The following is a 25,903-nucleotide window of genomic DNA, read 5'->3' on the forward strand; positions in this document are numbered from 1 at the left end:
CCCTGCCGGAGGTTTTTCGTTTTGGGCATGGCTCCAGGACTCGCCTCCAGGACTTGGCTCTAGCCGCGCATGACGCGCGCGCGGGAATTCGGCCGGTAGGCGAGGCGGCTGTGGCCGGCGCAATAGGACTGGCCGTCGGGTGCGGAGTTGCCGCAGAAGCAGAAATCGTCCGCGCCAGGCGTCGAGATCGGCCAGCGGCAGCGGTTCTCGGCAAGCTCGAGTAGCGAGCAGCGATTGGCATCGTCGATCGGACCGGTGACCATCGGCGCACCGGTCTCGCCGTAGATCGTGGCGAGCATCTCATATTGCAGCCGCGGCACGGTCCGCGGCGCGCGCGCCGGCGCCAGGCCCCTGTCGTGAACCTTGCGATCGTCGATGGTTCGGCCGCGCGTGAGATTGAGGCGAGACAGCTTGCCGATCACGGCGTTGCGGCTGACGCCAATGTCGGCGGCGATCTCGCGGCAGGAGAGCCCGGCCTCGAAATGCTGCCTCAGAAGTTCGATGCGTTCGTCGGTCCAGGTGGGTGAGAGAACAGGCATGTGTAACGGTCCCAGGTTGCAGATGTCGGCCATCCGCCTCTCGAGATCCGTCCGCCTCACGTTCGGCGCGCGCTCACGTCCTGCCATTGTCGCGAATCGACAAAAGCCCGTCCTTGATGGCGAGACGGATGCCTTCCTCGATCAAGGTACGTGCGACGCCGGGAACGCTGGTGCCGTGGGTGCCCTGTCTCACCAGCTTCTCCAGATAGGTGATGGTCGAGAGCGCCAAGGTTACAGGAATGCGGTCAGTCTCGGCTTTTTCGGTGGCCATGGCCGAACGCTAGCCTCTTACTCAGGTACATAAAAGTTACGATTAAGACTCTATTTAGGTTTGGAGGCAGAAGTCAAATGCAGGCTGCGGCGCCTGGTCAGCCCGTTGGAATCGCGAGGGAAATTTAGGCATGACAAGGCACGCCGCGCGGCAGGCCGGCGGCGGCGTGGCTTCGACCGGTCAGGAGTGGGCTGGTCGGCTCAGCCGTGCACGATCGTCTTTTCGATCATGCAATGGATGCCCTTGGAGCCGTTGACGGTCTGGGTCACCCGCAGATCGGCCGCCAGGCTGCACAGCGTATAGGCGTCCTCGCGCGACAAATTGCGCCTCTCGCCGAGCAGCACGATCATGTCGCGCAGCGCCCGCACCACGCACTGGTCCAGATCGGGGTCCATCGCCATGGTCATGTAATGCGTCGCCGTCTCGCCACGGGGATAATCGAGCCTGAGGTCCTTGCGCAGCGTCAGGCGAAAGCGGCCCTGAAGCGCGGTCTCGATCGCGGTGACGCAAACCTCGCCGTCGCCCTGCACGCCATGGCCGTCACCGCAGGAGAACAGCGCGCCCGGGACGAACACCGGCAGATACAGCGTCGCCCCGGCGCCAAGCTCCTTGTTGTCGAGATTGCCGCCCATGGCGCGAGGAACGAGCGAGGAGATGCGGCCCCAGGCCGGCGGCGGCGAAACGCCCATCACGCCGAAGAACGGCTTGAGCGGCAGGTCCAGCCCCCACGGCATGCGGGCGACCATCCGGGAACGGTCGAGCGGGATGTTCAGAATGCGCGTCTCGTGGAAATCGTCGGGCAGGGTGCCGGACAGCGGCTTGATCATGTTCCAGCCCCAATCCTGCCGGAGCTGGACGTCGAGGATCTCGACCGCGAGCACGTCGCCGGGCTCGGCGCCCTCGAGCGCGATCGGGCCGGTGAGGATGTGGCCGGGCAGCATGCGCTCGTTCTGGGCATGAACCTCGTGCATCTCGGGCGGAATGTGAAATTTGCTGCGGTCGGGCAGCATGTCCGGACCGCCACTGATGGTGTCGACCGTGACCTCGTCACCGCTCGCGATGGTGAGGACGGGCTTGAGCGCAGCCTCGAAGAACCCCCAATGGCAGGTCTCGGGGCTGGAATGCAGGTGGTGATGGGTCATGTGGCGTCCGTCCGTTTCACAGGCCCGGGCTTGACCAGGCAATCGATCCTCTTCCAAGAAGCTTTCTGAAGATCGACGGGCGGGTCAAGCCCGCGCGCAACAGGCACGATCATTCCAGCGAGGCTCCCCTGCTTTTTGTCCTGTCCAAGACCCTCGGCGCAGCGGTGCTGCCGATCAACTTGATGATCGAGCTCGGAATCGTCTCGGTCGTCCTGATGGCGACGCGCTTTGCCGCCTTCGGCCGCAAGCTCGCCGCGGCCACGCTGATCCTGCTGGCGCTCGCCGCGTTTTCGCCGCTCGGCAACCTCTTGCTCTATCCGCTGGAGTCGCGTTTTCCGCCGTGGGATCCGTCGCGCGGTGCGCCCGATGGCATCATCGTGCTCGGCGGCTCGATCGACACCGATCTGTCGGCGGCGCACCGCACGCCGGTCGTCGCGCACGCGGCCGATCGCCTGTTTGCGCCGGCCGAGCTCGCGCGCCGCTATCCGAACACGCGCATTGTCTTCACCGGGGGCACCGCGAACCTGGTTTCGACGGACTCCCGGGAGGCCGACTACTCCGCGCCCATCCTGGAGAATCTGGGCATCGCGAAGCAGCGCCTGATCCTCGAGCGGGACTCCCGCAACACCTACGAGAATGCCATCTTCACCAAACAATTGGTGGCGCCCAAGGCGGGCGAACGCTGGCTCCTGGTCACGTCGGCCTTTCACATGCCGCGTTCGATGGGGATCTTTCGCAAGGCGGGATTTGACGTCGAAGCCTATCCGGTTGACTGGCGAATGGGCGGGCGTGACGATCTCTTCTCTTTCACCAATGTCGGCACGGACGGGCTCGGCCGAACCGAGGTCGCCGTGCGCGAATGGATCGGGCTCGTCGCCTACCGCCTGATGGGCCGGACTGGCGAGTTGCTCCCGGGACCGGCGAAGGACTAGAACCGTTCAAGAAGCAATAACAGCCGGCGCGCCACTGCCGGCCGGGAGGACGCCATGCAACAGCAGAGTGCAGACAGCATCGATCTTGCCGGCCTCGTCGCCGATCTCAACAGCCTGTTGCGACTGAAGACCACGGTGATCGGCATGAAGCTGTTCGCGCGGACCGCGGACATGGAGGCAATCCCGAAAGTCCGGCGGCCGAACGCGGTCCACACCACCGACCAGATCGTCAGCATGGCCGCGCGTCTGGGCTGGACCGTGGGCATCACGGCCGATGATCTCGTCGGCGCGCAATGCCGCGCGGTGATCGGCCTTGCACCGCAGGACGAAAAATGGCTCGCCGGCGAAAACTATGTCGGGGTCTGGCACGGCACGGCGGAGGACGCACGCAAGCGCCAGGAGGCGCTGGACGTGGTTCCGTTCGGGCAATATCAGGCGCTCGCGGTCAGTCCGCTGGCGAGCGGCCGGCTCGATCCGCCGGACATTTGTCTCGTCTATGCCACGCCGGGGCAGATGATCATCCTAATCAACGGGCTGCAATACACCGGCTACAAGAAGTTCGAATGGGGCGTGGTCGGCGAGACCGCTTGCGCCGATTCCTGGGGCAGGGCGCTCAAGAGCGGTGAGCCCAGCCTGTCCTTGCCATGCTACGCCGAACGGCGCTATGGCGGCGTGCCGGACGAGGAGATGCTGATGGCCCTGAAGCCGGAACATCTCGCCAAGGCGGTTGTGGGCATGAAGGCGCTGGCCAAGAACGGCCTGCGTTATCCGATCCCGCCCTATGGTATTCAAAGCGACGTCCGTGCCGGCATGGGCGTGAGCTACGCGAAGAAGTAAAGCAAAGGCGGATCATGAGCTCTGCGAAATTCGACATCGTCGTTTATGGCGCGACCGGTTTTACCGGCCAGCTCGTCGCCGAATACCTGACCCAGCGTTACAAGAGCGACCACGCGCTCAAATGGGCGATGGCAGGCCGCAGCCTCGGCAAGCTGAAATCGGTCCGCGATGCGATCGGCGCGCCCGGGAATACGGCGTTGATTGTCGCGGATGCGTCGGATGCGGCTTCGCTGAAGGCGATGGCGGAGCAGACCATGTCGGTGATCACCACCGTCGGCCCGTATCAGCTCTACGGCGAGGAGTTGCTCGCGGCCTGCGTGGCCACGGGCACGGATTATTTCGATCTCTGCGGCGAGCCGATCTGGATGCGCCAGATGATCGACAAGTACGAGGCGGCTGCAAAAGAGAGCGGCGCGCGGATCGTGTTGTCGTGCGGCTACGATTCCGTGCCGTTCGAGCTCGGTACATTCTTCGTCCAGGAAGAGGCTAAACGTGTCTTCGGCGCGCCGGCCCCGCGGGTGAAAGGGCGTGTGCGCGACATGCGGGGCACGCTCTCGGGCGGCACCGCCGCCAGCGCTAAGGCGACCTTCGATGCGGTGGCCAAGGATCTCAGCCTTGTCGCCATTCTCAACGATCATTTTGCGCTGACGCCCGGCTTCACCGGCCCGAAGCAGCCGAAAGGCAACAGGGCCGCCTTCGAGGAGGATCTGCAATCCTGGGCCGCGCCGTTCACGATGGCGCTGATCAACACGCGCAACGTTCACCGCTCCAACATGCTGATGGGATTCCCCTACGGCCAGGACTTCGTCTACGACGAGATGGTCCTGACCGGTCCCGGCGAGAAGGGCGAGGCCAACGCCAAGCTCGTGATGGCTGCCAATGCGGGCAAGACCGGCCCCGACGCACCGAAGCCGGGCGAGGGGCCGTCGAAGGAAGAGCGTGAAAACGGTCTGTTCGATCTGCTCTATGTCGCGATCGCACCCGATGGCCGCATGGTTCGCGCCGGCGTCACCGGCGACCGCGATCCCGGCTACGGCTCGACCTCGAAGATGATCTCCGAATGCGCCATCTGCATGCTGCGGGACACGACCGACGTCGCAGCCGGCTTCTGGACGCCGGGCGCGGCGATGCAGCACAAGCTGATCAAGCGGCTTCAGGAGAATGCAGGGCTGACGTTCGCTGTGGAGAAGTAGAGGCGCTCACTTGCCGCAATCACGGTGTCATCGTCCGGCTCGAGCGGACGATCCAGTATTCCAGAGACGGCTCTGATCGAATCGAGAGGCCGCGGCGTACTGGACGCCCACCCCAGTGCGCAAGTGCGCATAAGGCGGGCATGACAGCGTTCGTGCCACTACACCGCCCGCGCGTCGTAGGCGTACATGAACTCCATGCTTTTCGCGCCCAGCGGCAGCAGCCACTTCATCATCTGATTGCGGATCCACGCGCCGGTGGCGCTGAACTCGCGCTTGTTGTTGCCGTTGCGGCGGGCCATGGCGACGATCTTTTCCGTGCGCGGGCGCCGTTCGGCCTCGAAGGCCTGGAAGGTGGCGCCGAGCTCCCGGCCTTGCTGCATCAACCGGGCGAGGCGCATCGCATCCTCCAGCGCGAGCGAGGCGCCCTGGCCGGCATGGGGGCTGGTCGCATGGGCGGCATCGCCGATCAGCAACGAGCGCTTGCGCGACCAGGTCGGCAGGGTGGCGACGTCGAGCGTGTCGGTGACCACGATGTTCTCGGCTGCCTCGATGATGCCAGGGATCGGATCGTGCCAGCCGCGGTGGAAGCCGCGCAGGTGCTGCTTCAGCGTTGCATGGTCGAGCGCGCGAAACATCGCCGCGTCCATGCCGTGCGCGGGTTGCGTGCTCCACCACATCACGCCGTCGTTCGGATCGGGGCTGCAATAGCCGTAGCCGAAGAAGCCGCTCTGTCCGAACGTGGTTTCGACGTGCCGGCCGATCGGCCGGCCATCGAGGACGGCGTGCGGTACGAAGCCGCCGAAGCCGATCAGTCCGGTATCGAACGGCTGCGGCCCGTCCGGGACGACTTGGCGCCGCGTCACCGAGTGCACGCCGTCGGCGCCGATCACGAAGTCGCCTTCGGCCGTGGTACCGTCGGCGAAGTAGGCGATGATCGGCTGGTCGGCGCGATCCTCGATCTTGATCAGGCGCTTCTCGAAATAGAGCGAAACGCATGCGCACCAGGCCTTGTCGATCAGCATCTCGTTCAGCGTGGCGCGGCAGACATTGACCGCGGGCTGGCCGAAGCGCCGCGCCATGTCGCGATTGATCGAGCCGAGCCTCTCTCCGGCTTGCGAATAGAAGTCGAACGATTCCGCGATCGAGCCGCGGCTGATCAGCTCATTGGAAAGGCCAATCTCGTCCATGACTTGCATGCCGTTCGGCGCGATCTGAAGGCCGCCGCCGATGCCTTTCGAATAGGGCCAGCCTTCGTAGATCGCGGACTCGATGCCGGCGCGGCGCAGCAGGACCGCCGCGACGGGGCCGGCGATGCCGGCGCCGATGATCAGGGCCTTGCGAGGACGATAGGACATGGCTTGCTCCCGACGTTTCCGTGGTGCTAGGAGAATTACAGTCGCTAAATCTCTTAGTGACTAAGATATATATCGACTAAGATACGAGGTTTGCCTTGTCAAGGACGAAGGCGCGCGCCGCGCTGCTGCAGGAGCTCGAGGAGGCGATGCGCAGGTCGTCCGCGCAGGGCGTGCTTTATGGCCAGACCGTTGCGAACGTTGCCGGAATCGCCAATTCCGACCTCGAATGCATGGACATCCTGTACCTCGAAGGCCGCGTCACCGCCGGCCGGCTCGCCGAAGTCACGGGGCTCACGACCGGCGCCATCACCGGCGTGGTCGACCGGCTCGAAAAGGCGGGCCTGGTCCGTCGTGAGCGCGACGATGCCGATCGTCGCAAGGTCTTCATTGCCGTCGTGCCGGAGGCGATCGAAAGGCTCGGCCAGTTCTACGTGCCGATGCAGCAGGCGATGGAGAAGGTTTTTGGCGGCTATTCCGACCAGGAATTGCGCCTGCTGCTGCGCTTCGCCAATGAGGGCTACAAGGGCGTGCTCGCGGCGACCGCGGCGCTGAAGGGCCTGCTCGACACGCCGCCGGAGAAACGCCCCGATCTCAAGCTGAAGAAGCTTCGTCGCCAGACCTAGCCTTGTAGATCTGTGCAGCCGCGATCATGCCCCACATCGCGCCCAGCATCATCCAGAAGTGCCGCCAGTGGTCGGTGTCGATCACGAAGCTTTCGCCGACGGTGCCGACGAAGGCGGAGAACACCGCCAGATAAGCGCGCTGCCAGGGCACGGGCACGAAGATGTGCCTGACACCCATGATGACGGTCGTGAAGACCAGCGCGGGATAGCAGATGCCTGACAGCCAGCCGCCGGACATGAAGGCGTTGAGATAGGAGTTGTGGGTGTCCTCGGGGAAGAAGCGGTGGAATTGCAGAGGGCCGATGCCGAACGGCAGGTCGAGCGCCATCTCCGCTCCCAGGATGTGCCGCCCGAACCGGCCGAAGCGGCCTTCGTCATAGCTCTGATCGAAGCTCGCGCGCTGCTTGAACATCTCGGCGGTGGAATCGAACGACATCAACACCGCGATCAGCGCAAGGCCCAGCACCGCGGCCAGGATCGCCATGACGATGATACGCGAGCGTTGCGCGTTGGTGCGGCTGGTCAGCACCATCAGCGCCAGCATGAAGGCGGATGTCAGCACCAGCCCGCCCCAGGCGGCGCGGGAGAAAGCGAGCAGGATCGCCGGCGACATGATGCCGAAGGCGATGACGTTGCGAAACGCCTTGCCGAACTTGTCGGAGACGACGCTCTGCAGCGAGAACAGTGCCGGCAGGATCAGGAAGGCGCCGAGCACGTTCGGATCCTTGAAGGTGCCGCGCGCGCGTCCGTACAGCGTGAGGAGGTCGTCGCCGCCGGGAACCAGGTGGAAGTAGCCGGCGACCGCCGACAGCGAGGCGACCATCGCGCCGATCACGAGCCCGCGGCGGAGCATATCGAGCCGGGCGGCGGTGTCCTCCGACGTGACCATGGCGAAGAACACGACTGTGACCGCCATGTACCAGGAGGTCGCAATCCAGCTCACCACCTCGGACTGCTCGAACAGCGGGATCGCGCTGATCGTATAGCCGATATTGAGCAGGACCAGCATCAGCACCAGCGGCATCAAAGCGAGCCGCAGACGCAGTCCGGTGGCGAAGAAGGTGACGGTGGCCAGCAGCGTCACGATCTCGTAGGGGCTCGGCTCGATGAACACGATCGCGCCGGAGGCGCCGACCAGCCATACCAGCGCGCGCTGGAGCGCCAACACGCCGGGCGCAGCCCGAACCGCTGCATTCATCTCCCCGGCTGTTGCCGCATACGCCATCACACGCTCATACGTTTACGCAACTGGTACGCCACAAATACCGCTGTCATCGCCCGGCTTGACCGGGCGATCCAGTACTCCGCGGCGTCTATTGCGGAAGCGGCCGGCGCCGCGGAGTACCGGATGCCCCGCCCCAGTGCGCAACAGCGCACAAGGAGGGGCATGACGGAAAAATTCAACTCAATACGCGTTCTCGTTCTTGGTCAGCAGCGAGATCGGCGTCTTCAGCAGAATGACGAGATCGAACAGCACCGACCAGTTCTCGATGTAATAGAGGTCGAACTCGACGCGCTTCTGGATCTTCTCTTCGTTGTCGATCTCACCGCGCCAGCCGTTGATCTGGGCCCAGCCGGTGATGCCGGGCTTGACCCGGTGGCGGGCGAAATAGCCGTCGACGGCTTCGTCGAACAGGCGGCTCTGCAGCTTGCCCTGCACCGCATGCGGACGCGGGCCGACCAAAGAGAGATCGCCGGAGAAGACCACGTTGAAGAGCTGCGGCAGCTCGTCGAGGCTGGTCTTGCGGATGAAGCGGCCGACGCGGGTGACGCGCGAGTCGTTCTTGGTCACGACCTTCGAGGCCGTCGGATCGGCCTGATGATGGTACATTGAGCGGAACTTGTAGACGTCGATGCGCTCGTTGTTGAAGCCGAAGCGCTTTTGGCGGAACAGCACGGGTCCGGGGCTGTCGAGCTTCACGGCCAGCGCCACCAATCCCATCACCGGCAAGGCCACGAGCAGCGCGAGGGTGCCGACCACGCGGTCGAACAGCCATTTCATCACCAGGTCCCAGTCGGTGATCGGCGCCTCGAACACGTCCAGCGTCGGCACCTCGCCGATATAGGAATAGGAGCGGGGGCGGAAGCGCAGCTTGTTGGTGTGTGCGGAGAGGCGGATGTCCACCGGCAGCACCCAGAGCTTCTTCAGCATCTCCAGGATGCGCGTCTCGGCGGAGATCGGCAGCGCGAACAGCACGAGATCGACGCGGGTGCGGCGGGCGAATTCGACGATGTCGTCGACCTTGCCGAGCTTGCGCGCGCCGGCACAGGTGTCGAGCGCGCGGCTGTCGTTGCGGTCGTCGAACACGCCGAGCACATGGATGTCGGAATCCTCCTGCTGCTTCAGCGCCTCGACCAATTGTTCGCCGTTGCGGTCGGAGCCGACGATGATGGTGCGGCGGTCGAGCCGGCCCTCGCGCCCCCAGGCGCGCACCAGCGAGCGCAGCACCAGACGCTCGCAGAGGAGCGCGGCGAGCCCGAGGACGTAAAAGGCGGCAAGCCAGAGCCGCGATATTTCGCTGCCGAACTTGGCGAAGAAGGAGATGCCGATGAACAACAGGAAGACGAACGACCAGGACGAGATCATCCGCGTCATCTGCCGGAGCTGACCGCGGAACAACTGCACCTGATAGATGTCGGCGGCTTGGAAGCAGACCACGGCGGAGACCGCGACGGCGATGATCTGCGCGGGATAGATCCAGCTGAACGAGCCGGCGTGCGGCATGACATAGCCGAGATAGAGTACAATGCCGACGAGGCTCAGCAGCGCGAAATCGGCGAGGCGCACGAAGCCGGTGATCACGATCGGCGAATAGGCGCGGGCGACCTTCTGGTTGACGACGTCGAGCGCGGCGGCCGAGAGCCGTTGACGCCGCTCCACAAAGGGCCGGTCAGCCGGCTTCGCCGCGGCGCTGGTCGCGGCATCGAGCATCGAGCGTGCGTTGAGCGGTTCCACGGGCGTCCACGTCCATTCCAAAAACCCGCGGGCCACGTCCTTGCGTCCCGGGCGAGCATCCCCTGGCGCTTGGGTTATCGGACAAATCGGAAGATTCTCTAAAGCGGGTCTTAAGAATGGTTAGTGATTGGTAAATGCGTCGCGATAGCCCGCGAGCACGCCCTCGACCATCGCCTGCTGCGAGAAATGCGCGGAGATGCGCTCGCGAAGCGACAAGGCGCGCTGCGCTGTTCCCAGCGGATTGTCGAGCGCGGCCGCGATCGCCTCCGCCATGGCTTCCGCGTTGCTCGGCGCAAACAGAGCCGGGTTCTCCGCGCCGAAAATCTCGGGAATGCCGCCGATCTTGGACGCAATCATCGGTATCCCGGCGGCACCGGCCTCGATCACGACATAGGGCATGGAATCGCCACGCGAGGGAACGACCAGCAGCCGCCCCTTGGAAAAGCCGTAGCGTGCCTTGACGTGACCGATGAAGCGGATGGCGCTGGAGAGGCCGAGCCTCTCGACTTGCGCTTTGAGCGCCGCGGTCTCCTCGCCGTCACCGCCGAGCGTCAGCGTGACCTTCTTACCGCCCTCGTGCAGGCGCGCCACCGCGTCGACCAGCAGATCGGCGCCCTTGATGTGCCTGAACTCACCGACATAAGCGAGGTCGGTGGCGTCGTCGGCCATGACGACAGGTTCGAATTCCTCCGGCGTCACGCCGTTGAAGACGCAATGCACCACGCCCTTCGGCTTGCCGACGATGCGCTGATAGGTGTCGCGGGCAAACGCGCTTTCGAACAGGAACAGGTCGGTCGCGTCCATCAGCGCACGCTCGAGCCGCGCGTAAAACTCGCCCTTGAGGGTGTTGAGGGGATAATGCAGCGAGCCGCCATGCGGGGTGTAGATGCGGATGGTGTCGTCGGATCGCCGCCGCATGCGGATGAAAGCGCCGGCCTTGGCGCCGTGGCCATGCATGACGTCGGGCTTGAGCGTGGCGATCAGGCGCCGCAAGCGGAACCAGACCAGCACATCGTCGGGCGACGGTTCGCGGCGGATCGCCATCCGGTGCACGCCGAGCTTCAGCCGCGGTGCGAGCTCGGCAAGGGCCTTGTCGGCGCGCTCACCGCCGGTGAGACTGTCGGCGAGGATGCCGACATGATGGCCACGATCGACCTGGCCGTTGGCGACGTCGAGGATGTGGCGGAAGATGCCGCCGACCGGAGCGCGCACGGCGTGCAGGATGCGAAGCGGCTGGTCGGGAGAGGGGGGCATGATCAAAACCAGCGCTCGACGGCGAATGCTCGAACAATCTGACGAAATATCGAGACGGATTAAGAGGCCTCGTGGTTAACAAACGGTGACGGACGCACCTGCGCGAGCCGCCCGACGCTGCGATTAACCCAGCGGCAACCTTAATGGAGTGTAATCGCCCTGGTTGAGGTAGGTTCGTGGCGTTGCGCCTGCGGGAGTGTTCGATGCGTTTAGCGTTCTGGCGTGCCGGCAAGGACAAGGCGGTGGTCAAGCGGGCTGTCTCGAAGGCAGCAGCCAAGCGGGCTGAACTCGAGTCCAGCTTTGAAGCAAAGCCTGCGCCCGTTGCTCCGCGGCCGGCGCCAGTCGAATCCGGCGACATCGACCTGCACGCGCTCGGCGCGGCATTGGCGCGCAAGCGCGGCTGGATCATCGTTCCGACGGTGCTGGCGCTCGTCGCATCCATCGCAATCGTCAATCTCATCACGCCGCGCTACAAGTCTGAATCCCGTATCCTGATCGACGGCCGTGAGAACGTGTTTCTGCGGCCCAATAGCGATCGCGCCGAGGAACGGCAGGCGCTCGACGCCGAAGCCGTCACCAGCCAGGTGCAGCTCGTGCTGTCGCGCGATCTCGCGCGCGAGATCATCAAGAAGAACAAGCTTGCGGAGCGGCCCGAGTTCGATCCGGTGCTGCAAGGCGTTTCGCCGCTGAAGTCTCTTGCGGCGCTGGTCGGCATCGGCCGCGATCCGTTCTCGATGACGCCGGAAGAGCGGGTGCTGGACGCCTATTACGAGCGCCTCCAGGCCTACGCTGTCGACAAGTCACGCGTCATCGTGATCGAATTCCAGTCTGCCGATCCCGATCTCGCCGTGCGCGTCGCCAATTCGATCGCCGACGGCTATCTCGTGCTCCAGCAGGATGCGCGCCAGGACCAGGCCCGAAACGCCAGCCAGTGGTATGCCGGCAGGATCGACGAGCTGCGACGGAATGTCTCCGAGGCCGAAGCGAAGGCCGAGGACTTCCGCTCCAAGTCGAGCCTGTTCGTCGGCACCAACAACACGACGCTATCGAACCAGCAGATGGGCGAGGTCAACACCCAGCTCAACAATGCGCGCGCGCTCAAGGCCGATGCCGAGTCCAAGGCGCGCCTGATCCGCGAGATGATCCAGAGCGGCAAACCGATCGAATCGTCGGAAATCTTGAACTCGGAATCGATGCGCACGCCTTCGCAGCAGCGCGTGGCGTTGCGGGCCCAGCTGGCCGAGCAATCGTCGACGTTGCTCGGCAACCATCCGCGCATCAAGGAGTTGAAGGCGCAGCTCGCCGACCTCGACACCCAGATCCGCGACGAGGCCGCCAAGCTCGCCCGCACGCTCGAAAACGATGCGCGCGCCGCCAGCGGGCGCGTTCAGGAATTGTCGGCGAGCCTCGAGCAGCTCAAGAAGCAGGCGACGGCCACCAACGGCCAGGACGTGCAGCTCCGCGCCCTCGAGCGTGAGGCCAAGGCGCAGCGCGACCTGCTCGAAACCTATCTCGCGAAGTACCGTGAGGCCAACACCCGCGAGACCATCGACACCGCGCCGACGGATGGCCGCATCATCTCGCGCGCCGTCGTCTCGAACACGCCGGCCTATCCGAAGAAGCTGCCGATCGTGCTGATCGCGACGATCGCGACACTGCTGCTCTCGTCCGGCGTCGTCGTCACCGGAGAGTTGTTGCGCCAGACCGCGCCCCGTGCGGTGGCGGTGTTCACGCCAGCCCTGACGCGGGCGTCGGCTCGCCAGGAACAAATCGTCCAACCGGAGGTCGTCGAGCCCTTCGCCGATCCGGTCGTCGATCCCGTCATGGCAGAACCCGCGCCGCTGCAGCCGGAGATGACGGCCGATGCCGATGTCGCCGAATTCGCGGAGATCGAGCATCTGGCCGACAGCCTGCGCGCCGCCGGAGCCATGGCGAAGAAGGTCACGGTGCTCGGCACTGCGAGCGGCGAAGCCATCACGCTGTCGACCCTGACATTGGCCCGGCACCTGGCGCGCGATGCGCGGGTCGTCGTGGTCGATCTCGCCGCGTCCTCGCCGACCATGGCCGCCGTGTCCGTCGATGCCTCGGCACGCGGCCTCGCCGAACTGATGCAGGGCGAGGCGTCGTTCGCGCAGATCATCACCCGGGACAAGCTCTCGCGGCTGCATCTGGTCATGGCAGGCCGCCCCGGCTTCGATCGCAGCCTGTTGCAGTCGCCCCGCGTGACGCTCGCGATCGACGCGCTGCTGCGCGCCTACGACCACGTGCTGCTCGATGCCGGCAGTGCCTCCGACCTTCCTGCGGAGCTCCTGACGGCGAATGCCCGCGCCGTCGTCGTGCCCGACGCGTCGATGGCGCCGGATGCGCGCGCACTCATGTGCGAGCAGCTCAGCGCCGTCGGATTCAATGAAGTGACGATGCTGAGCAGGTCCGTGCAGCCGTCGGATGCGAGGGACGCGCCGCGCGTCGTGGCGGCGTAGGCGTTTCTTACCCTCTCCCCCTGTGGGAGAGGGTGGCTCGCCGCGATAGCGGCGAGACGGGTGAGGGGTCTCTCTCCGCGCGTGCCTCTCGCATTTTGACTTGCTGATACAACCCCTCATCCGGCGCTTCGCGCCACCTTCTCCCACAAGGGGAGAAGGTGGGCAGTCGTGCAATGGCGAGAGCTACCCGAACGCTCGCCGCAGCCGCTGCGCCAGGTCGAACAACATCTGGTTCTGTTTCACCAGCCGCTTGCCGTGGCTCAGCGAGGACATCGCCATGGCCGCGAGCTTTCCGCGTGACGTCAGCGGAACGAAACTGTCGAAGATGTCCTGGTCGTCCTTGCAGAACATCCGCTTGTACTCGTCCGAGCCGATGCCGAGGTCGAGCGAGCGGTAGCCGCGCTCGGCGCAGCGGTCGATGATGTAGCGCATCAGGATCAGCCCGGGGCTGTAGCGGGCGTGCTCGGACATCGTGTAGGTGTTGAACATCATCGAGAAGCGCTGGCCGTCGGCGACGCCAGCGAAGATTGCGATCACCTCGTCGTCGCATTCGAGCGCGTGGATGTCGATGACGCGGCCGTCGCCGCGTGGTGCAAGGCAGGCGCTGCGGACGAATTGCTCGACGCCGGGCTCTGCGAAGACGTTGGGCAGCTTCTGTTCGGCCATCCGAGCCGGCTTGATACGGAAGAACCAGTCGAGCAGGCGGGTGATGTCCGCATCGGTGGTCGCCAAATGATAGCGATGGCCGGCGAGCGCCTGGAGCTTCTTCTCCTTGCTCTTGAGGCGGCGGCGGAAGGAGTTGCTGATCCGCGATGCCGGCGGACCGCCCGGTTCCATCGTGAGCAGCGGGCAGCCGTTGATCGCGCTTTGGCGTGGCAAATGCGCGAACGGGTTCTGCTGGTCGTTCCAGTGCAGCGGCTGCTGCGTCAGTGCGAGCACGTCGGCATGTTCGTTGAGCGGCGCAAGCAGCGCGTCGAGATCACCGCTGGCGACCTGCGCTGCAAATTCGGCGTTCCACAAGCCCATGTTGAAGGTCGTATGCTTGCCGCCCATGAAGCAGGCGGTGCGCACGCCGTGGCTTTGGCGCAGCGAGAGCGGCAGCAGGAGCAGCGGCCGATGCTCGGAGTCGCGGGCAATGACGATAAAGGGGCGGGCGCGTTCCTGCTCGCCGACCAGACGCTGCCAGGGACTGAGCAGATCAAATCGCTGATAGGGCGTGAAGAGATGACCGGGCTGCTCGAAGGCGCGCCAGACGGCCTCGGCCGCGCCGAGATCGGTCACGATATCGACATGCGCGATGCGGCCCGCTTTCGACTGCGCTGGCAATTCTGCCGTCCGGCTTTGCATCGCCGCAGCCATGGTCATTCGCGAACCTGTCGAGAAATCAAAAATATGCGTAATTCGGCCTGTGGCCGACCTTTGCAAAGAAATGTCAACAAAGGGTAATGACTACAAGAGGGGACCGGCCGCCGACGGGCGCGAGGTGGGACATTGGCATCCGACGACAGATGGCTGGAACGGCTGCGACTTGAGCTGACCTGGTTCACGGGCCAGGCTGCGCTGCGCAGTCGTGGAGCCGGCGCCATCCTGCGCTTTGCGCATGTGCGGTCGCGCCGGCGCGGCGGGTTTCAGCCGCTGCGCGAGAACGAGATCACGCCGCATTTCCTCGATCGCGCCATTCGCGCGCTGAAGCGGTGGAACTATGATTTCGTCGGCATGGACGAGGTCTGCCGGCGCGCGGTGACGCTGTCGGAACAGCGGCGCTTCGTGGCACTCACCTTCGACGGCGCCGGCAAGGATCTGATCGACTTTGCCTATCCGGTGCTGGCGCGCCACGCCGTGCCCTTCACGATCTATGTGCCCACGGCGTTTCCCGACGGCGTCGGTGAGGCCTGGTGGCTCGGACTCGAACAGGTGATCGCGCGCGAGAGCCGTGTCAGTCTCTTGATGGGCGAGAAGGAGCAGCGCTTCACTGTGACTGGCAACGCGGAGAAGCAGGCGCTGTTTTCGTTCCTCGAGGCCTGGCTGCGCTCGCTGCCGCCGGCGGATGTGTCGGCTGCGATCGCAGACCTCTGCACGCGCTACCGGGTCGACCTTGCCGCGCTCTCACGCGAGGCATCGATGAATTGGGAGGATCTGGCAAGGCTTTCGGCCGATCCGCTGGTGACAATCGGCAGTGCGACCGTGAACTATCCCGTTCTCGCCAACATGAAGGATGCGGCCGCACTGCGCGAGATGACGATGGGCAAGGCGGTGGCGGAGGCGGCCTTCGATCGCGACATCCGGCATCTCGCCTTTCCGTTCGGTGATCGCGCCTCGTTCCGGCGCAGCCATGTCATCATGGCGGAGGAGGCGGGCTTTGCCAGCGCGGTGACGACGATCCCGGGCGTGGTGGACGCGGAGGGACGCACCAATCTGCGCGCGCTGCCGCGCATTTCCTGGGACGGCCGGGTGCGCTCGCTGCGCATGATGCGGGTGCTGGTGTCGGGGGTCGCTTTTGCGCCGGTGAAGCCGACTGGCACTGCTGGGACCTAGAAGCGCTACGAACTGGAAGCGCTACGAACTCGACTTGGCCCGGTCCGGCCGCTGCATCCAGCTCACGATCGGCATCGCCGGCAGCACCCAGCCCATGCCGACCACCACGTAGTAGATCGCCTGCCGCCAGCCGGATTCGGCGATCCACGGCATCTGCGCCAGCGCCATGCCGAGCAGTGCCCAGACGGTGGCGAGCACCAGGAGCAGGATGGTGCCGAGGAACTTGCGAGTGCGGATCGTCATGACGGAATATCGCGGCTTTCGCGTAACTTGCGCTGCGGGAGCGGGGGACTATAAGGGGCACGCAGTCCGGTTCAAGCTCTGGTTTTGCCTCGAATGACGACGAATTCCGCCCCGTCCGAGCCGTATCGCGCCGTGCGCTGGTGGCTGATCTCAGTGGCTGCGCTGATCGCGCTGATGGTGCTGGTCGGAGGCGCAACGCGGCTGACGGAATCCGGGCTCTCGATCGTCGAGTGGAAGCCGGTCACGGGCAGCGTGCCGCCACTTTCGGAAGCGCAGTGGACGGCGGCCTTCGAGGCCTACAAGACGATCCCGCAATATCGCGAACTCAACGCCGGCATGAGCCTGTCCGAGTTCAAGGAGATCTTCTGGTGGGAATGGAGCCATCGGCTGCTCGGCCGTTTCATCGGCGTCGCCTATCTGTTGCCGTTCCTGTTCTTCCTCTGGCGCGGCGGCCTGTCCGGTGAGTTGAAGCGGCGGCTGTGGCTATTGTTTGGGCTCGGCGGCCTCCAGGGCGCGGTCGGCTGGTGGATGGTGGCCTCGGGGCTGTCCGAACGCGTCGAGGTGTCGCAATATCGGCTGGCGACACATCTTATGCTCGCGCTCGTGATCTTCGCCGGCATCGTCTGGACGGTGCGGCGGCTCGCCGGGCGTCCGCAGATCGCAGCATCGTCGCGGCTGCGCTTTACCAGCGCCTTGCTCCTCGCGGTGACCTTTATCCAGATCTATTTTGGTGCTCTGGTTGCGGGCCTGCGCGCCGGCCGCGCCTACAACACCTGGCCGCAGATCGACGGCGCGTTCATTCCCTCAGGGGAGCGGCTGTGGTTCGAGACGCCGTGGTGGCGCAACATGTTCGACAATGTGCTGACGGTGCAGTTCGAGCACCGGATGACGGCCTATGCGCTGTTCGCGCTGGCGGCGTTGCACGCGTTCGACGCCGTGCGTTCACGCGCGGGTTCGGCGGCAAGCGGCGCGCTTTTGCTGCTGGGCGCGGTCAGCCTGCAAGCATTGCTCGGCATCCTCACGCTGCTCAACCAGGTGCCGATCGATCTCGCGCTCGCGCATCAGGCAGTCGCCATCGTGGTGCTGACGCTTGCGGTGATGCAGACAGAGCGGCTCGCGACGCGTGGCGCAACCGAAGCGCAGCCGCGCGCCGTTCCCGTCGGTCAGGCCGGCTGATCGGATCTGCTCTTCAGCAATAGCCGTAGATGCCGCACGAGTAGGGCAGGCGCCAGAAATAATCGACCTGCTTCCCGCCGTAATACGCGCCCTGGTAATCGTAGTCCCAGGGGCGGCCGTAATAGCCCGGCAGCGTGTGCGAGCCCGGCAGCAGTGGCGTACCCGGTAAATTGCGGATGTAGCTGCCGATGCCGTAGGCCGGCGAGATCAGCGCATCCGGATCGGTCTCGACATAGACCTGCGGCAGTTCCTGCGGCGGAGCGGCGGCCCGCCGCCTCGGCGTCGCCGGCAGATCGGCGGCGAACGCAGCTGAGACTGTCAACATCGCCGCAAGGGCAGGCACCATCCAGCGCAGCATCGTCGGCTCCGAATCAAAGGGGGCGATCCAGTGACGATGTATGCGGCAGATATGGTTAATGACTGTTAACTGGAGCCGGACTCCCGGGGCACATCAAAGCGCCCCGGAATGTCCAGGACAGCTACGTGCCCAGTGCCTGTTCCAGATCGGCGATCAAATCTTCCTTGTCCTCGATGCCGATCGAGAGCCGCACCACGTCGGGGCCGGCGCCGGACTTGACCTTGGCGGCGTCGTCGAGCTGGCTGTGCGTGGTCGAGGCCGGATGGATGACCAGCGAGCGGGTGTCGCCGACATTGGCCAGATGCGAGAACAGCTGCAACTTCGACACCAGGCTGACGCCGGCATCGTAGCCGCCCTTCAGGCTGAAGGTGAACACGGCGCCGGCACCCTTCGGCGCGTATTTGCGCGCGAGCTGGTTGTACTTGTCGCTTGCAAGGCCCGCATAGTTCACCGCGGCCACCGCCGGATGGCCGGCGAGGAATTCGGCGACCGCTTTCGCGTTGTCGCAGTGCTTCTGCATACGCAGCGGCAATGTCTCGATGCCGGTGAGGATCATGAAGGCGTTGAATGGCGACAGCGCGGGTCCGAGGTCGCGCAGGCCGAGCACGCGGCAGGCGATCGCGAAGGCGAAATTGCCAAACGTCTCCTGCAGCCGGATGCCGTGATATTCGGGCCGCGGCTCCGATAACATCGGATATTTGCCGCCGGTCGACCAGTCGAAAGTGCCGGCATCGACGATGATGCCGCCGATCGAATTGCCGTGGCCGCCGAGAAATTTCGTCAGCGAGTGCACGACGATGTCGGCGCCGTGGTCGATCGGGCGGATCAGATAGGGTGAGGCCAGCGTATTGTCGACGATGAGCGGTACGCCCGCCTTGCGCCCCACCGTCGAGATCGCCTCGATGTCGGTGATGCTGCCGGCGGGATTGGCGATGGACTCGATGAAGATCGCTTTCGTGCGCGGCGTGACCGCGCGTTCGAAGCTCGCGATGTCGTCGGGATCGGCCCACACCACGTTCCAGCCGAAGCTCTTGAACGCGTGGGTGAACTGGTTGATCGAGCCGCCATAAAGCTTTCGCGCGGCGATGAACTCGTCGCCGGGCTGGAGCAATTGCTGCAACACCACGACCTGCGCGGCATGGCCCGAGGCCACCGCCAGCGCGGCCGTGCCGCCTTCGAGCGCCGCGACGCGCTCTTCCAGCACGGCGTTGGTGGGATTGCCGATGCGGGTATAGATGTTGCCGAAGGCCTGCAGGCCGAACAGAGAGGCGGCGTGGTCGGCGTCGTTGAAGACGAACGACGTCGTTTGATAGATCGGAGTCGCGCACGCACCAGTGGTGGGATCGGGCTGTGCACCGGCATGCACGGCGAGGGTCGAAAATCCCGGAAGGCGATCGCTCATTGAGGGCGTCCTGTTCTCGTGGTCTGAAATCGCGCGGCATGCTGATTGGCGCCGCGGCTGCCGTCAAGGCGCGGCTTCACATCGAAACGATCGTGCTACGCATTGTCGCGTTCGCGAAATGAAACCTTCGCAATTGCGTCAGCTTTGCTCGGTCTTGTTTTTGGCGGCGCGGTCCGATGCCGCAGTGTCGCCGCCGCCGACACTCATCCGATTGAGGGATAGCCGCATGCCCTGCGTCGGCACCGGAGCGCGTTTCGAGCTCAGCGTGCGTGAATTGACGCCCATCCACGAGATCTCCGACGACAGGCGGCCATATTCGATCTTGGGGCAGCGGTTCATCACCACCTTGATACCGACCGATTCCGCCTTCAGCGCCGCCGCATCGTCGCGCGCCCCCAACTGCATCCAGATCACCATCGGCAGCGGATCGAGCGTGAGGGCTTCCTCGACCACGGGCATGATGTGGCTGGACTTGCGGAAAATGTCGATCATGTCGACGGGACGGCCGATGTCGGACAGCGAGGCGACGAAGGGTTTTCCGAGCAGCTCCTTGCCGACATGGCCGGGATTGACTGGGATCATGTCGTAGCCACGCTGGGCCAGATATTTGAACGCGAAATAGCTCGGCCGCACGTTGGCCGGCGAGGCGCCGACCATCGCGATCGATTTCACGTTGTTGAGGATGCCCCGGATGTAATTGTCGGGATAGGCGTCGTGGTTCATTGGCTCATCTTTTCGGGCTCACGCCGTCATTGCGAGGAGCGAAGCGACGAAGCAATCCAGTCTGTCTCCGCGGAGGGATTCTGGATTGCTTCGCTTCGCTCGCAATGACGAATTACTCATCCCGCCATGTCGGCGTGCGCTTCTCGATGAAGGCGCCGATGCCTTCCTCGGCGTCGCGCGCCATCATGTTCTCGGTCATCACCTCTGCCGCATAGCGATAGGCATCTGCAAGGTTCATCTCGGCCTGGCGGTAGAACGCCTCCTTGCCGAGCTTGACGGTATAGGCGGATTTCAGCGCGACCTGTTCGGCGAGCGCAATGGCGGCATGGCGCTCGTTGCCGGCGGCGACGACACGATTGACGAGCCCGATCTCGCGGGCGCGTGCGGCCGGGATCGGCTCGCCTGTCAGCAACATCTCCATCGCCTGCTTGCGCGGCACATTGCGCGACAGCGCCACCATTGGCGTCGAGCAGAACAGGCCGATGTCGACGCCGGGAGTGGCGAAGTGTGCTGCTTCCGAGGCGATCGCGAGATCGCAGCTTGCCACGAGTTGGCAGCCGGCCGCGGTCGCGATGCCCTGGACGGATGCGACCACGGGCTTGGGCAGGTGCACGATCGCCTGCATCATCGCGCTGCAGGCGGTCATCATCTCGGCGAAGAAGGCACGGCCCCGATCCGGATCGGCGCGACGCGCGGTCAGCTCCTTCATGTCGTGGCCGGCGGAGAAGGCGGGACCGTTGGCCGCGATCACGACGCCGCGGACGGTCTTGTCGTCGCGGATCTCGTTGAGCTCGGCGTGCAGGCTTGCGATCATCGCCGCCGACAGGCTGTTGCGGGCGGTCGGGCGGTTGAGGGTCAGGACCGCGATAGGGCCGACGGTCTCGCGCAGCAGGATCGGCAGTTGCGGGGAGGGGGCGCGGGCGGCCTGGACGGACATCAAAGCGTTTCCGGTTGGATTTTTGCGATTGGATGACGCAGATAACTTAATGTAACAGGGGACGTGAAGCGAGGGTGAGGGGCAGCATGGCGTTAGCGAAAATGAGCGTGGCGGAGCTCGAGCAGTTCCTCCGCAACGAGTTTCCCCAGGCCTTCAGCGGCGACGACATCACGATCGAGAGCGCGGACGGTCAGGCCTGCCTTTTGCGTCAGCGCTATAGCGAAAAGATGCTGCGGCCGGGTGGAACCGTGTCCGGCCCGACCCTGATGGCGCTCGCCGATTTCGCGATGTACGTGGTGCTGTTGTCCGCGATCGGGCCGATCGGGCTCGCGGTGACCACCAATCTCAACATTAACTTCCTGCGCAAGGGCCAGCCCGGGCAGGACGTGCTGGCGGAGGCGCGGCTGCTCAAGCTCGGCAAGCGCCTCGCAGTCGGTGAGGTGAAGCTATTGTCCGGCACCTCGCCCGACCCGATTGCGCATGTCACCTCGACCTATTCCATTCCAAACGTTTGAACTTTTTACGGGTATCTTAATACCATATTTCTAAGTCGTTGATATTGAACAAGTAAATTCCGCCTTTGGGCATTGACCGCGGCGCCTCTGTTCTCTAGAAAACCGCCAGTCCGGTGCGGTGTTCGCGCCGATGCTCCCCGTTCACGGAAACTCTGACATGAAAACCTTTTCGGCAAAGCCGGCTGAGGTGACGAAGAAGTGGGTACTGATCGACGCCAAGGGTCTGGTCGTCGGCCGTCTCGCCACCATCGTCGCCATGCGCCTGCGCGGCAAGCACCTCCCGACCTACACCCCGCACGTTGATTGCGGCGACAACATCATCATCATCAACGCGCAGCATGCGGTTCTCACCGGCCGCAAGCGCGAGCAGAAGACCTATTACAAGCACACCGGCTATGTCGGCCACGTCAAGGAGCGCACCGCGCGCCAGATCCTGGAGGGCAAGCATCCCGAGCGCGTGCTCGAGAAGGCCGTCGAGCGCATGATCCCGCGTGGCCCGCTCGGTCGCGTCCAGATGGGCAACCTCCGCGTCTATGGCGGCGCCGATCATCCGCACGAGGCCCAGACGCCCGAGAAGATCGACATCGCCAAGTTGAACCGCAAGAACACGAGGGCCGCATAACATGGCCGAATCCATCCAGTCGCTCGACCAGCTCTCGCAGCTCAAGACGGCGGCCGCGCCCGACGCGCCCAAGCACGAGAAGAAAGTCGACAAGTTCAACCGCGCCTATGCAACCGGCAAGCGCAAGGACGCGGTCGCCCGCGTCTGGATTAAGCCAGGCGCCGGCAAGGTCACGGTCAACGCGCGCGAGGTCGAGGTCTATTTCGCCCGTCCCGTGCTGCGCATGATGATCGAGCAGCCGTTCTCCGTGGCCGCGCGGTCCGGCCAGTATGACGTGATCTGCACCGTCGCCGGCGGTGGTCTGTCCGGCCAGGCCGGTGCCGTCCGTCACGGCATCTCCAAGGCACTGACCTATTTCGAGCCGGAGCTGCGCACCGTGCTCAAAAAGGGCGGCTTCCTCACCCGCGACTCCCGCGTGGTCGAGCGCAAGAAGTACGGCAAGGCCAAGGCCCGCCGGTCCTTCCAGTTCTCGAAGCGTTAATCGCATCGGTCGCATTCGTCGCGAAAGCGGCTTCAATGAAATGCAAAAGGGCGCTGATTTCAGCGCCCTTTTTGCTGTTCGTTTGTATGCAAATTGATGACGTGTTTCCTGAAAACTTGGGCTCGCATGAAAACCTGAATGGAACCCGCGGGACATAGCGTCGCTTTTGGAAGGGCGCGCAAATCGGTTGATCCGATCGCGTAACTGCTATGTCTAGAAGGGGGCCGACATGATGTCGCTCGATAGCATCACGCTCTATTTGGTCGCCACCATGGTCGCCGCACTGCTCGGCGCCATGATGGTGTTTTTCGGAAGGCAGGAGAATAGCGCTGCGCTGAAATGGTGGGGCACCGCCTATCTCCTCGGCGCCGCATCGGTCGCGCTCTGGACGGCGGCGGGCGACAGATTGGGGCCGCATCTTTACCTTGCGCTGAACGCGGTCGGCTTCGTCGCGTGCGGCATGGTGTGGAATGCGGCGCGCGTCTTCCACGGCCGCAAGCCGAATTGGCCGGGTCTCCTGGTCGGCGCGCTCGCCTGGGTCGCTGCCGCCACGTTGCTCGATCCCGCCGCGTCCATGCTGCGCATGATCGTCGGCGCCGGCATCGTGTCGGTCTATGCGGCGTTGACCGCCAGCGAGCTCTGGGTCGAGCGACGCAAGAGCCTGCAACGGCGCTGGCCGGCCTTCGTGGTGCCGGTGATGCACGGCTGCGTCTTGATGCTGCCGATCGTGCTCGGCAGCTTCCTGCGTCCGCACGATGCGGGTTTCGCCAGCAGCATCTGGGTCACCGTGTTCGCGGTCGAGCTCGTGCTTTATGCCGTCGGCACCGTGTTCGTGATCTTCATGCTGGTGTCCGAGCGCACCGTCACCGCGCACCGGACCGCCGCCTCCACCGATCCGCTGACCGGCATGCTCAACCGCCGCGGCTTCTCGGAAGCCTGCGGGCGCGTGATCGAGCGCGAGGCAAAGGCCGGACGTCCCGTGACCGTGATGATCTTCGATATCGATCATTTCAAGTCGATCAACGACCGGTTCGGCCATCCCGCCGGCGACGAGATGCTGAAACTGTTCTCGACCGTCGTCGTCAGCAATCTGCGCATCAGCGACATGTCGGGTCGCATCGGCGGCGAGGAGTTCGCCGCCCTCCTGCCGTGTTCGCTCGAGGAGGGCGTGCTGGTCGCTGAGCGCGTGCGCGAGGCCTTCGAGACCTCCGGCGTCGTCGTCGACGAGGGCCCGGTCGACACCACCGTCAGCATCGGCGTCGCCGGCGGTCCGGCCGGCACCGAGCTCGAAGTGCTGCTGGCCTCGGCCGACACCGCGCTCTACCAGGCCAAGCGCGGCGGCCGAAACCGCGTCGAGTCGGCGGAGGAGCTGCCACTGTCGCTGGAGAACTGGCGCCGCCAGAGCGCCGCGCGGATCGGCGTGCCCAACACGCAGTCCAAAGCGCAGCCGGCGACCGCCTAGGCAAAGGAGGCCTCGCGGTAATCCCCTGTTTACCATTCGATCCCTACCATTGCGGTCATGGAATCGATCCGTCGACAGAACCCGCAGACCGCCTTGATGTCGCTCGAAGCCGCGGCGACTTCGGCACGCGGCGGCTTCGCGTGCCTGTTCTCGACCGCGGACGAATACGAGAGCGCGCTGATCACCGAGCGCCGCGCCCAGGGGCGCTACACGCAAGGCCGCAATTACTGGCCGCTCGCGCTGTTCGCCGGTTGTGCGCTGATGGTGGTGGGCACCGTTCTGCTGCTCGCCTGAGTGATCTGCATTCTTGGACCGGGCAGGGCGCCGTTTCGGCGCCTTTTTCTTTGTCGCGGGCTGCGGTAGACACGCCCATCGAACAAAATGGGTGGAAACAGATGATCACCGAGATCGCGCAAATCGACGTCAAGCCGGGCAGCGAGAAGGATTTTGAGGCCGCCGTTGCCAAGGCGAAGGCCGCTTTCGGCCGCTCCAAGGGTTTTCACGGTTTCGAGCTGCACAAGTCGATCGAGAAGCCGCAGCGCTATCGTCTGATGGTGAAGTGGGAGACGCTCGAGAACCACACCGTCGATTTTCGCGGCTCCGAGAATTTCACCGAATGGCGCGGCCTCGTCGGCCAGTATTTTGCGGCACCGCCTGAGGTGGAGCACACCGAAACCGTGCTCATCACCTGAGGCGGCTCAGGCCGCCTCCGCCAGAGGCGGCGCTTCATACGTCTTGAAATGGTCGATCACGACTTTGGCGATGGCGACCAGTGGCAGCGCCAGCGCCAGGCCCCAGATCCCGAACACGACGCCGAGCAGGATCTGGAACGCGAACAGCGTGGCCGGCGGAATGTCCAGTGCCTGCCGCTGCAGCAGGGGCGTCAGCACGTAGCTCTCCATGGCGTGGACGCCCATGAAGAGGAGAAACGCCGACAGCGCCGGAATCCATCCTGAGGCGAGGCTCGCCAGCACGACCACGACGCCGGCTATGATGGCGCCGACGGTCGGAATGAAGCCGAGCAGTCCCGCCTGAATCCCGAGAATGAAGGAGCCCGGGATGCCGATGATGAGAAGCCCGATCCAGGTTACCGCGCCGACCGCGAGCATCACGATCATCTGTGCGATCAGCCATCGTTCAAGTGTCTCGCTGACGCGGTCGATGATGACGGCCGTGCGCGCGCGATGTTTTGCAGGCGCGATGAACAGCAATCCCTCGCGATAGACGCTGGGTTGGGCGGCGAAGGCGACTCCCAGAAACAGCACGATGAAGATGTTTCCCACGCCGTGGATGGTGCCAAGCAGCAGCTTGAACGTCTGGCTCACGATCGCCCCGCCGCTGGAGGCAAGGGCGCCTGCGCCGGGTATTGCCCCGCGCGACGCCGTGCCGGCCGACGGCGTCGGCTCCGGTTGCGCGTCGGGAGACGAACCGGGTCCGGAGCTCCCGAAATCGAAGAAGCTGGTGTCGATGCCGTGATTGTCCAGGAATGATTTGACGTTGCCGATCTGGGATTTGATGGTTTTGCTGAGTCCCGCCGCCTGATCGGCGATGGTGGCGCCGCCGAGATATGCGATGCCCGCGAGCATCAGCGCGAGGGCCAAGCAGACGATCGCGAGCCGCAGCGTATGCGGAAGACGCGCGTGCCGGCCAAGCGCGTTGGTCAGCGCGTTGAGCCCAAGGCCCAGCAGCACCCCGGCGAAGATCAGGAGCAGGGTGGTGGCGAAGTACCAGGAGAACGCGAGCAGCACGGCGAACAGCACCACACCGATGCCGCCGACCGAAATGCCCCAAGCCAGATCAAAACGGGTCGGGGGTCGTTCATTCGGGAATGTGATCACGCAATGTCCTTTAGGTGGACCGGGGGGCA

General features: G+C 64.7%; 27 protein-coding genes. 13 read left to right on the top strand and 14 right to left on the bottom strand.

Annotated features, from left to right (window positions below; all coding sequences use genetic code 11):
- Nucleotides 1-59: 59 nt before the first annotated feature.
- The 3 genes from IVB50_RS27610 to IVB50_RS27620 form a co-directional block, all read right to left on the bottom strand.
- A complete protein-coding gene (locus tag IVB50_RS27610) occupies nucleotides 60-539 on the bottom strand; it encodes a GcrA family cell cycle regulator (protein WP_018455139.1) in 480 nt (159 codons plus the stop codon).
- 73 nt (nucleotides 540-612) lie between these two features.
- Nucleotides 613-810, bottom strand: coding sequence for a hypothetical protein (locus IVB50_RS27615; protein ID WP_007603456.1), 198 nt, complete (start codon nucleotides 808-810; stop codon nucleotides 613-615).
- A 200-nt stretch (nucleotides 811-1,010) separates the two neighbouring features.
- On the bottom strand, nucleotides 1,011-1,952 hold the full coding sequence (locus tag IVB50_RS27620) for an acetamidase/formamidase family protein (protein WP_018455138.1): 942 nt from the start codon (nucleotides 1,950-1,952) through the stop codon (nucleotides 1,011-1,013).
- A gap of 182 nt (nucleotides 1,953-2,134) precedes the next feature.
- Here IVB50_RS27620 and IVB50_RS27625 point away from each other — a divergent pair, with 182 nt between their 5' ends.
- The 3 genes from IVB50_RS27625 to IVB50_RS27635 are packed head-to-tail and all read left to right on the top strand — an operon-like array spanning nucleotide 2,135 to nucleotide 4,914.
- On the top strand, nucleotides 2,135-2,884 hold the full coding sequence (locus tag IVB50_RS27625) for a YdcF family protein (RefSeq protein WP_245288410.1): 750 nt from the start codon (nucleotides 2,135-2,137) through the stop codon (nucleotides 2,882-2,884).
- Nucleotides 2,885-2,938: 54 nt separating this feature from the next.
- A complete protein-coding gene (locus IVB50_RS27630; RefSeq protein ID WP_018455136.1) occupies nucleotides 2,939-3,721 on the top strand; it encodes a DUF169 domain-containing protein in 783 nt (260 codons plus the stop codon).
- 14 nt (nucleotides 3,722-3,735) lie between these two features.
- A complete protein-coding gene (locus IVB50_RS27635) occupies nucleotides 3,736-4,914 on the top strand; it encodes a saccharopine dehydrogenase NADP-binding domain-containing protein (protein WP_018455135.1) in 1,179 nt (392 codons plus the stop codon).
- A gap of 158 nt (nucleotides 4,915-5,072) precedes the next feature.
- Here the strand turns inward: IVB50_RS27635 and IVB50_RS27640 are convergent, their stop codons facing one another.
- Complete coding sequence (locus IVB50_RS27640; protein ID WP_018455134.1) at nucleotides 5,073-6,269, bottom strand: FAD-dependent monooxygenase; 1,197 nt, start codon at nucleotides 6,267-6,269, stop codon at nucleotides 5,073-5,075.
- A 146-nt stretch (nucleotides 6,270-6,415) separates the two neighbouring features.
- Here IVB50_RS27640 and IVB50_RS27645 point away from each other — a divergent pair, with 146 nt between their 5' ends.
- The gene (locus tag IVB50_RS27645) at nucleotides 6,416-6,892 is read left to right on the top strand and encodes a MarR family transcriptional regulator (RefSeq protein WP_051112981.1); all 477 of its coding nucleotides are present in this window, start codon (nucleotides 6,416-6,418) and stop codon (nucleotides 6,890-6,892) included.
- Here IVB50_RS27645 and IVB50_RS27650 read toward each other — a convergent pair.
- The 3 genes from IVB50_RS27650 to IVB50_RS27660 form a co-directional block, all read right to left on the bottom strand.
- A complete protein-coding gene (locus IVB50_RS27650) occupies nucleotides 6,861-8,117 on the bottom strand; it encodes an O-antigen ligase family protein (protein WP_247298249.1) in 1,257 nt (418 codons plus the stop codon). The genes IVB50_RS27645 and IVB50_RS27650 overlap by 32 nt on opposite strands.
- Nucleotides 8,118-8,297: 180 nt before the next feature.
- Complete coding sequence (locus tag IVB50_RS27655) at nucleotides 8,298-9,848, bottom strand: undecaprenyl-phosphate glucose phosphotransferase (protein ID WP_018455131.1); 1,551 nt, start codon at nucleotides 9,846-9,848, stop codon at nucleotides 8,298-8,300.
- 120 nt (nucleotides 9,849-9,968) lie between these two features.
- The gene (locus IVB50_RS27660; protein WP_026232882.1) at nucleotides 9,969-11,102 is read right to left on the bottom strand and encodes a glycosyltransferase family 4 protein; all 1,134 of its coding nucleotides are present in this window, start codon (nucleotides 11,100-11,102) and stop codon (nucleotides 9,969-9,971) included.
- A gap of 203 nt (nucleotides 11,103-11,305) precedes the next feature.
- Here IVB50_RS27660 and IVB50_RS27665 point away from each other — a divergent pair, with 203 nt between their 5' ends.
- Complete coding sequence (locus IVB50_RS27665; RefSeq protein WP_018455129.1) at nucleotides 11,306-13,582, top strand: exopolysaccharide transport family protein; 2,277 nt, start codon at nucleotides 11,306-11,308, stop codon at nucleotides 13,580-13,582.
- Nucleotides 13,583-13,765: 183 nt separating this feature from the next.
- Here the strand turns inward: IVB50_RS27665 and IVB50_RS27670 are convergent, their stop codons facing one another.
- Nucleotides 13,766-14,947 (bottom strand): GNAT family N-acetyltransferase, encoded by a 1,182-nt coding sequence (locus IVB50_RS27670; protein WP_018455128.1) that lies wholly within the window; start codon nucleotides 14,945-14,947, stop codon nucleotides 13,766-13,768.
- Between the two features lie 126 nt (nucleotides 14,948-15,073).
- Between IVB50_RS27670 and IVB50_RS27675 the strand changes: the two genes are divergently transcribed.
- Nucleotides 15,074-16,117, top strand: a complete 1,044-nt coding sequence (locus IVB50_RS27675) for a polysaccharide deacetylase family protein (RefSeq protein ID WP_018455127.1) — start codon at nucleotides 15,074-15,076, stop codon at nucleotides 16,115-16,117.
- A gap of 21 nt (nucleotides 16,118-16,138) precedes the next feature.
- Here IVB50_RS27675 and IVB50_RS27680 read toward each other — a convergent pair whose 3' ends face one another.
- Nucleotides 16,139-16,360 (bottom strand): DUF2842 domain-containing protein, encoded by a 222-nt coding sequence (locus IVB50_RS27680; RefSeq protein WP_007603477.1) that lies wholly within the window; start codon nucleotides 16,358-16,360, stop codon nucleotides 16,139-16,141.
- Nucleotides 16,361-16,453: 93 nt separating this feature from the next.
- Between IVB50_RS27680 and IVB50_RS27685 the strand changes: the two genes are divergently transcribed.
- Nucleotides 16,454-17,536, top strand: a complete 1,083-nt coding sequence (locus IVB50_RS27685) for a COX15/CtaA family protein (RefSeq protein ID WP_018455126.1) — start codon at nucleotides 16,454-16,456, stop codon at nucleotides 17,534-17,536.
- Nucleotides 17,537-17,549: 13 nt separating this feature from the next.
- Here the strand turns inward: IVB50_RS27685 and IVB50_RS27690 are convergent, their stop codons facing one another.
- The 4 genes from IVB50_RS27690 to IVB50_RS27705 form a co-directional block, all read right to left on the bottom strand.
- On the bottom strand, nucleotides 17,550-17,894 hold the full coding sequence (locus tag IVB50_RS27690) for a hypothetical protein (protein ID WP_018455125.1): 345 nt from the start codon (nucleotides 17,892-17,894) through the stop codon (nucleotides 17,550-17,552).
- 121 nt (nucleotides 17,895-18,015) lie between these two features.
- On the bottom strand, nucleotides 18,016-19,296 hold the full coding sequence (locus IVB50_RS27695) for an O-acetylhomoserine aminocarboxypropyltransferase (RefSeq protein WP_247298250.1): 1,281 nt from the start codon (nucleotides 19,294-19,296) through the stop codon (nucleotides 18,016-18,018).
- A gap of 138 nt (nucleotides 19,297-19,434) precedes the next feature.
- Entirely contained in the window at nucleotides 19,435-20,019 is a 585-nt protein-coding gene (locus tag IVB50_RS27700; protein ID WP_247298252.1) for a CoA-binding protein, read from the bottom strand.
- Nucleotides 20,020-20,131: 112 nt separating this feature from the next.
- Nucleotides 20,132-20,956, bottom strand: coding sequence for an enoyl-CoA hydratase (locus IVB50_RS27705; protein ID WP_018455122.1), 825 nt, complete (start codon nucleotides 20,954-20,956; stop codon nucleotides 20,132-20,134).
- An 86-nt stretch (nucleotides 20,957-21,042) separates the two neighbouring features.
- Between IVB50_RS27705 and IVB50_RS27710 the strand changes: the two genes are divergently transcribed.
- The 6 genes from IVB50_RS27710 (at nucleotide 21,043) to IVB50_RS27735 (ending at nucleotide 24,728) form a co-directional block, all read left to right on the top strand.
- A complete protein-coding gene (locus tag IVB50_RS27710; protein ID WP_007603483.1) occupies nucleotides 21,043-21,471 on the top strand; it encodes a PaaI family thioesterase in 429 nt (142 codons plus the stop codon).
- Between the two features lie 157 nt (nucleotides 21,472-21,628).
- Complete coding sequence (gene rplM / locus IVB50_RS27715; protein WP_018455120.1) at nucleotides 21,629-22,093, top strand: 50S ribosomal protein L13; 465 nt, start codon at nucleotides 21,629-21,631, stop codon at nucleotides 22,091-22,093.
- A 1-nt stretch (nucleotide 22,094) separates the two neighbouring features.
- Nucleotides 22,095-22,574, top strand: a complete 480-nt coding sequence (rpsI, locus tag IVB50_RS27720) for a 30S ribosomal protein S9 (protein WP_007603485.1) — start codon at nucleotides 22,095-22,097, stop codon at nucleotides 22,572-22,574.
- Between the two features lie 229 nt (nucleotides 22,575-22,803).
- Nucleotides 22,804-24,036, top strand: coding sequence for a GGDEF domain-containing protein (locus IVB50_RS27725; RefSeq protein WP_018455119.1), 1,233 nt, complete (start codon nucleotides 22,804-22,806; stop codon nucleotides 24,034-24,036).
- Nucleotides 24,037-24,093: 57 nt separating this feature from the next.
- A complete protein-coding gene (locus IVB50_RS27730; protein WP_018455118.1) occupies nucleotides 24,094-24,330 on the top strand; it encodes a hypothetical protein in 237 nt (78 codons plus the stop codon).
- Between the two features lie 101 nt (nucleotides 24,331-24,431).
- Complete coding sequence (locus IVB50_RS27735; protein WP_018455117.1) at nucleotides 24,432-24,728, top strand: antibiotic biosynthesis monooxygenase family protein; 297 nt, start codon at nucleotides 24,432-24,434, stop codon at nucleotides 24,726-24,728.
- 6 nt (nucleotides 24,729-24,734) lie between these two features.
- On the opposite strand, the gene IVB50_RS27740 is transcribed toward IVB50_RS27735, so the two are convergent.
- Nucleotides 24,735-25,871, bottom strand: a complete 1,137-nt coding sequence (locus tag IVB50_RS27740) for an AI-2E family transporter (RefSeq protein ID WP_039799329.1) — start codon at nucleotides 25,869-25,871, stop codon at nucleotides 24,735-24,737.
- Nucleotides 25,872-25,903: the final 32 nt, after the last annotated feature.

The organism is Bradyrhizobium sp. 87, assembly GCF_023073015.1.
Taxonomy (GTDB): domain Bacteria; phylum Pseudomonadota; class Alphaproteobacteria; order Rhizobiales; family Xanthobacteraceae; genus Bradyrhizobium; species Bradyrhizobium canariense_D.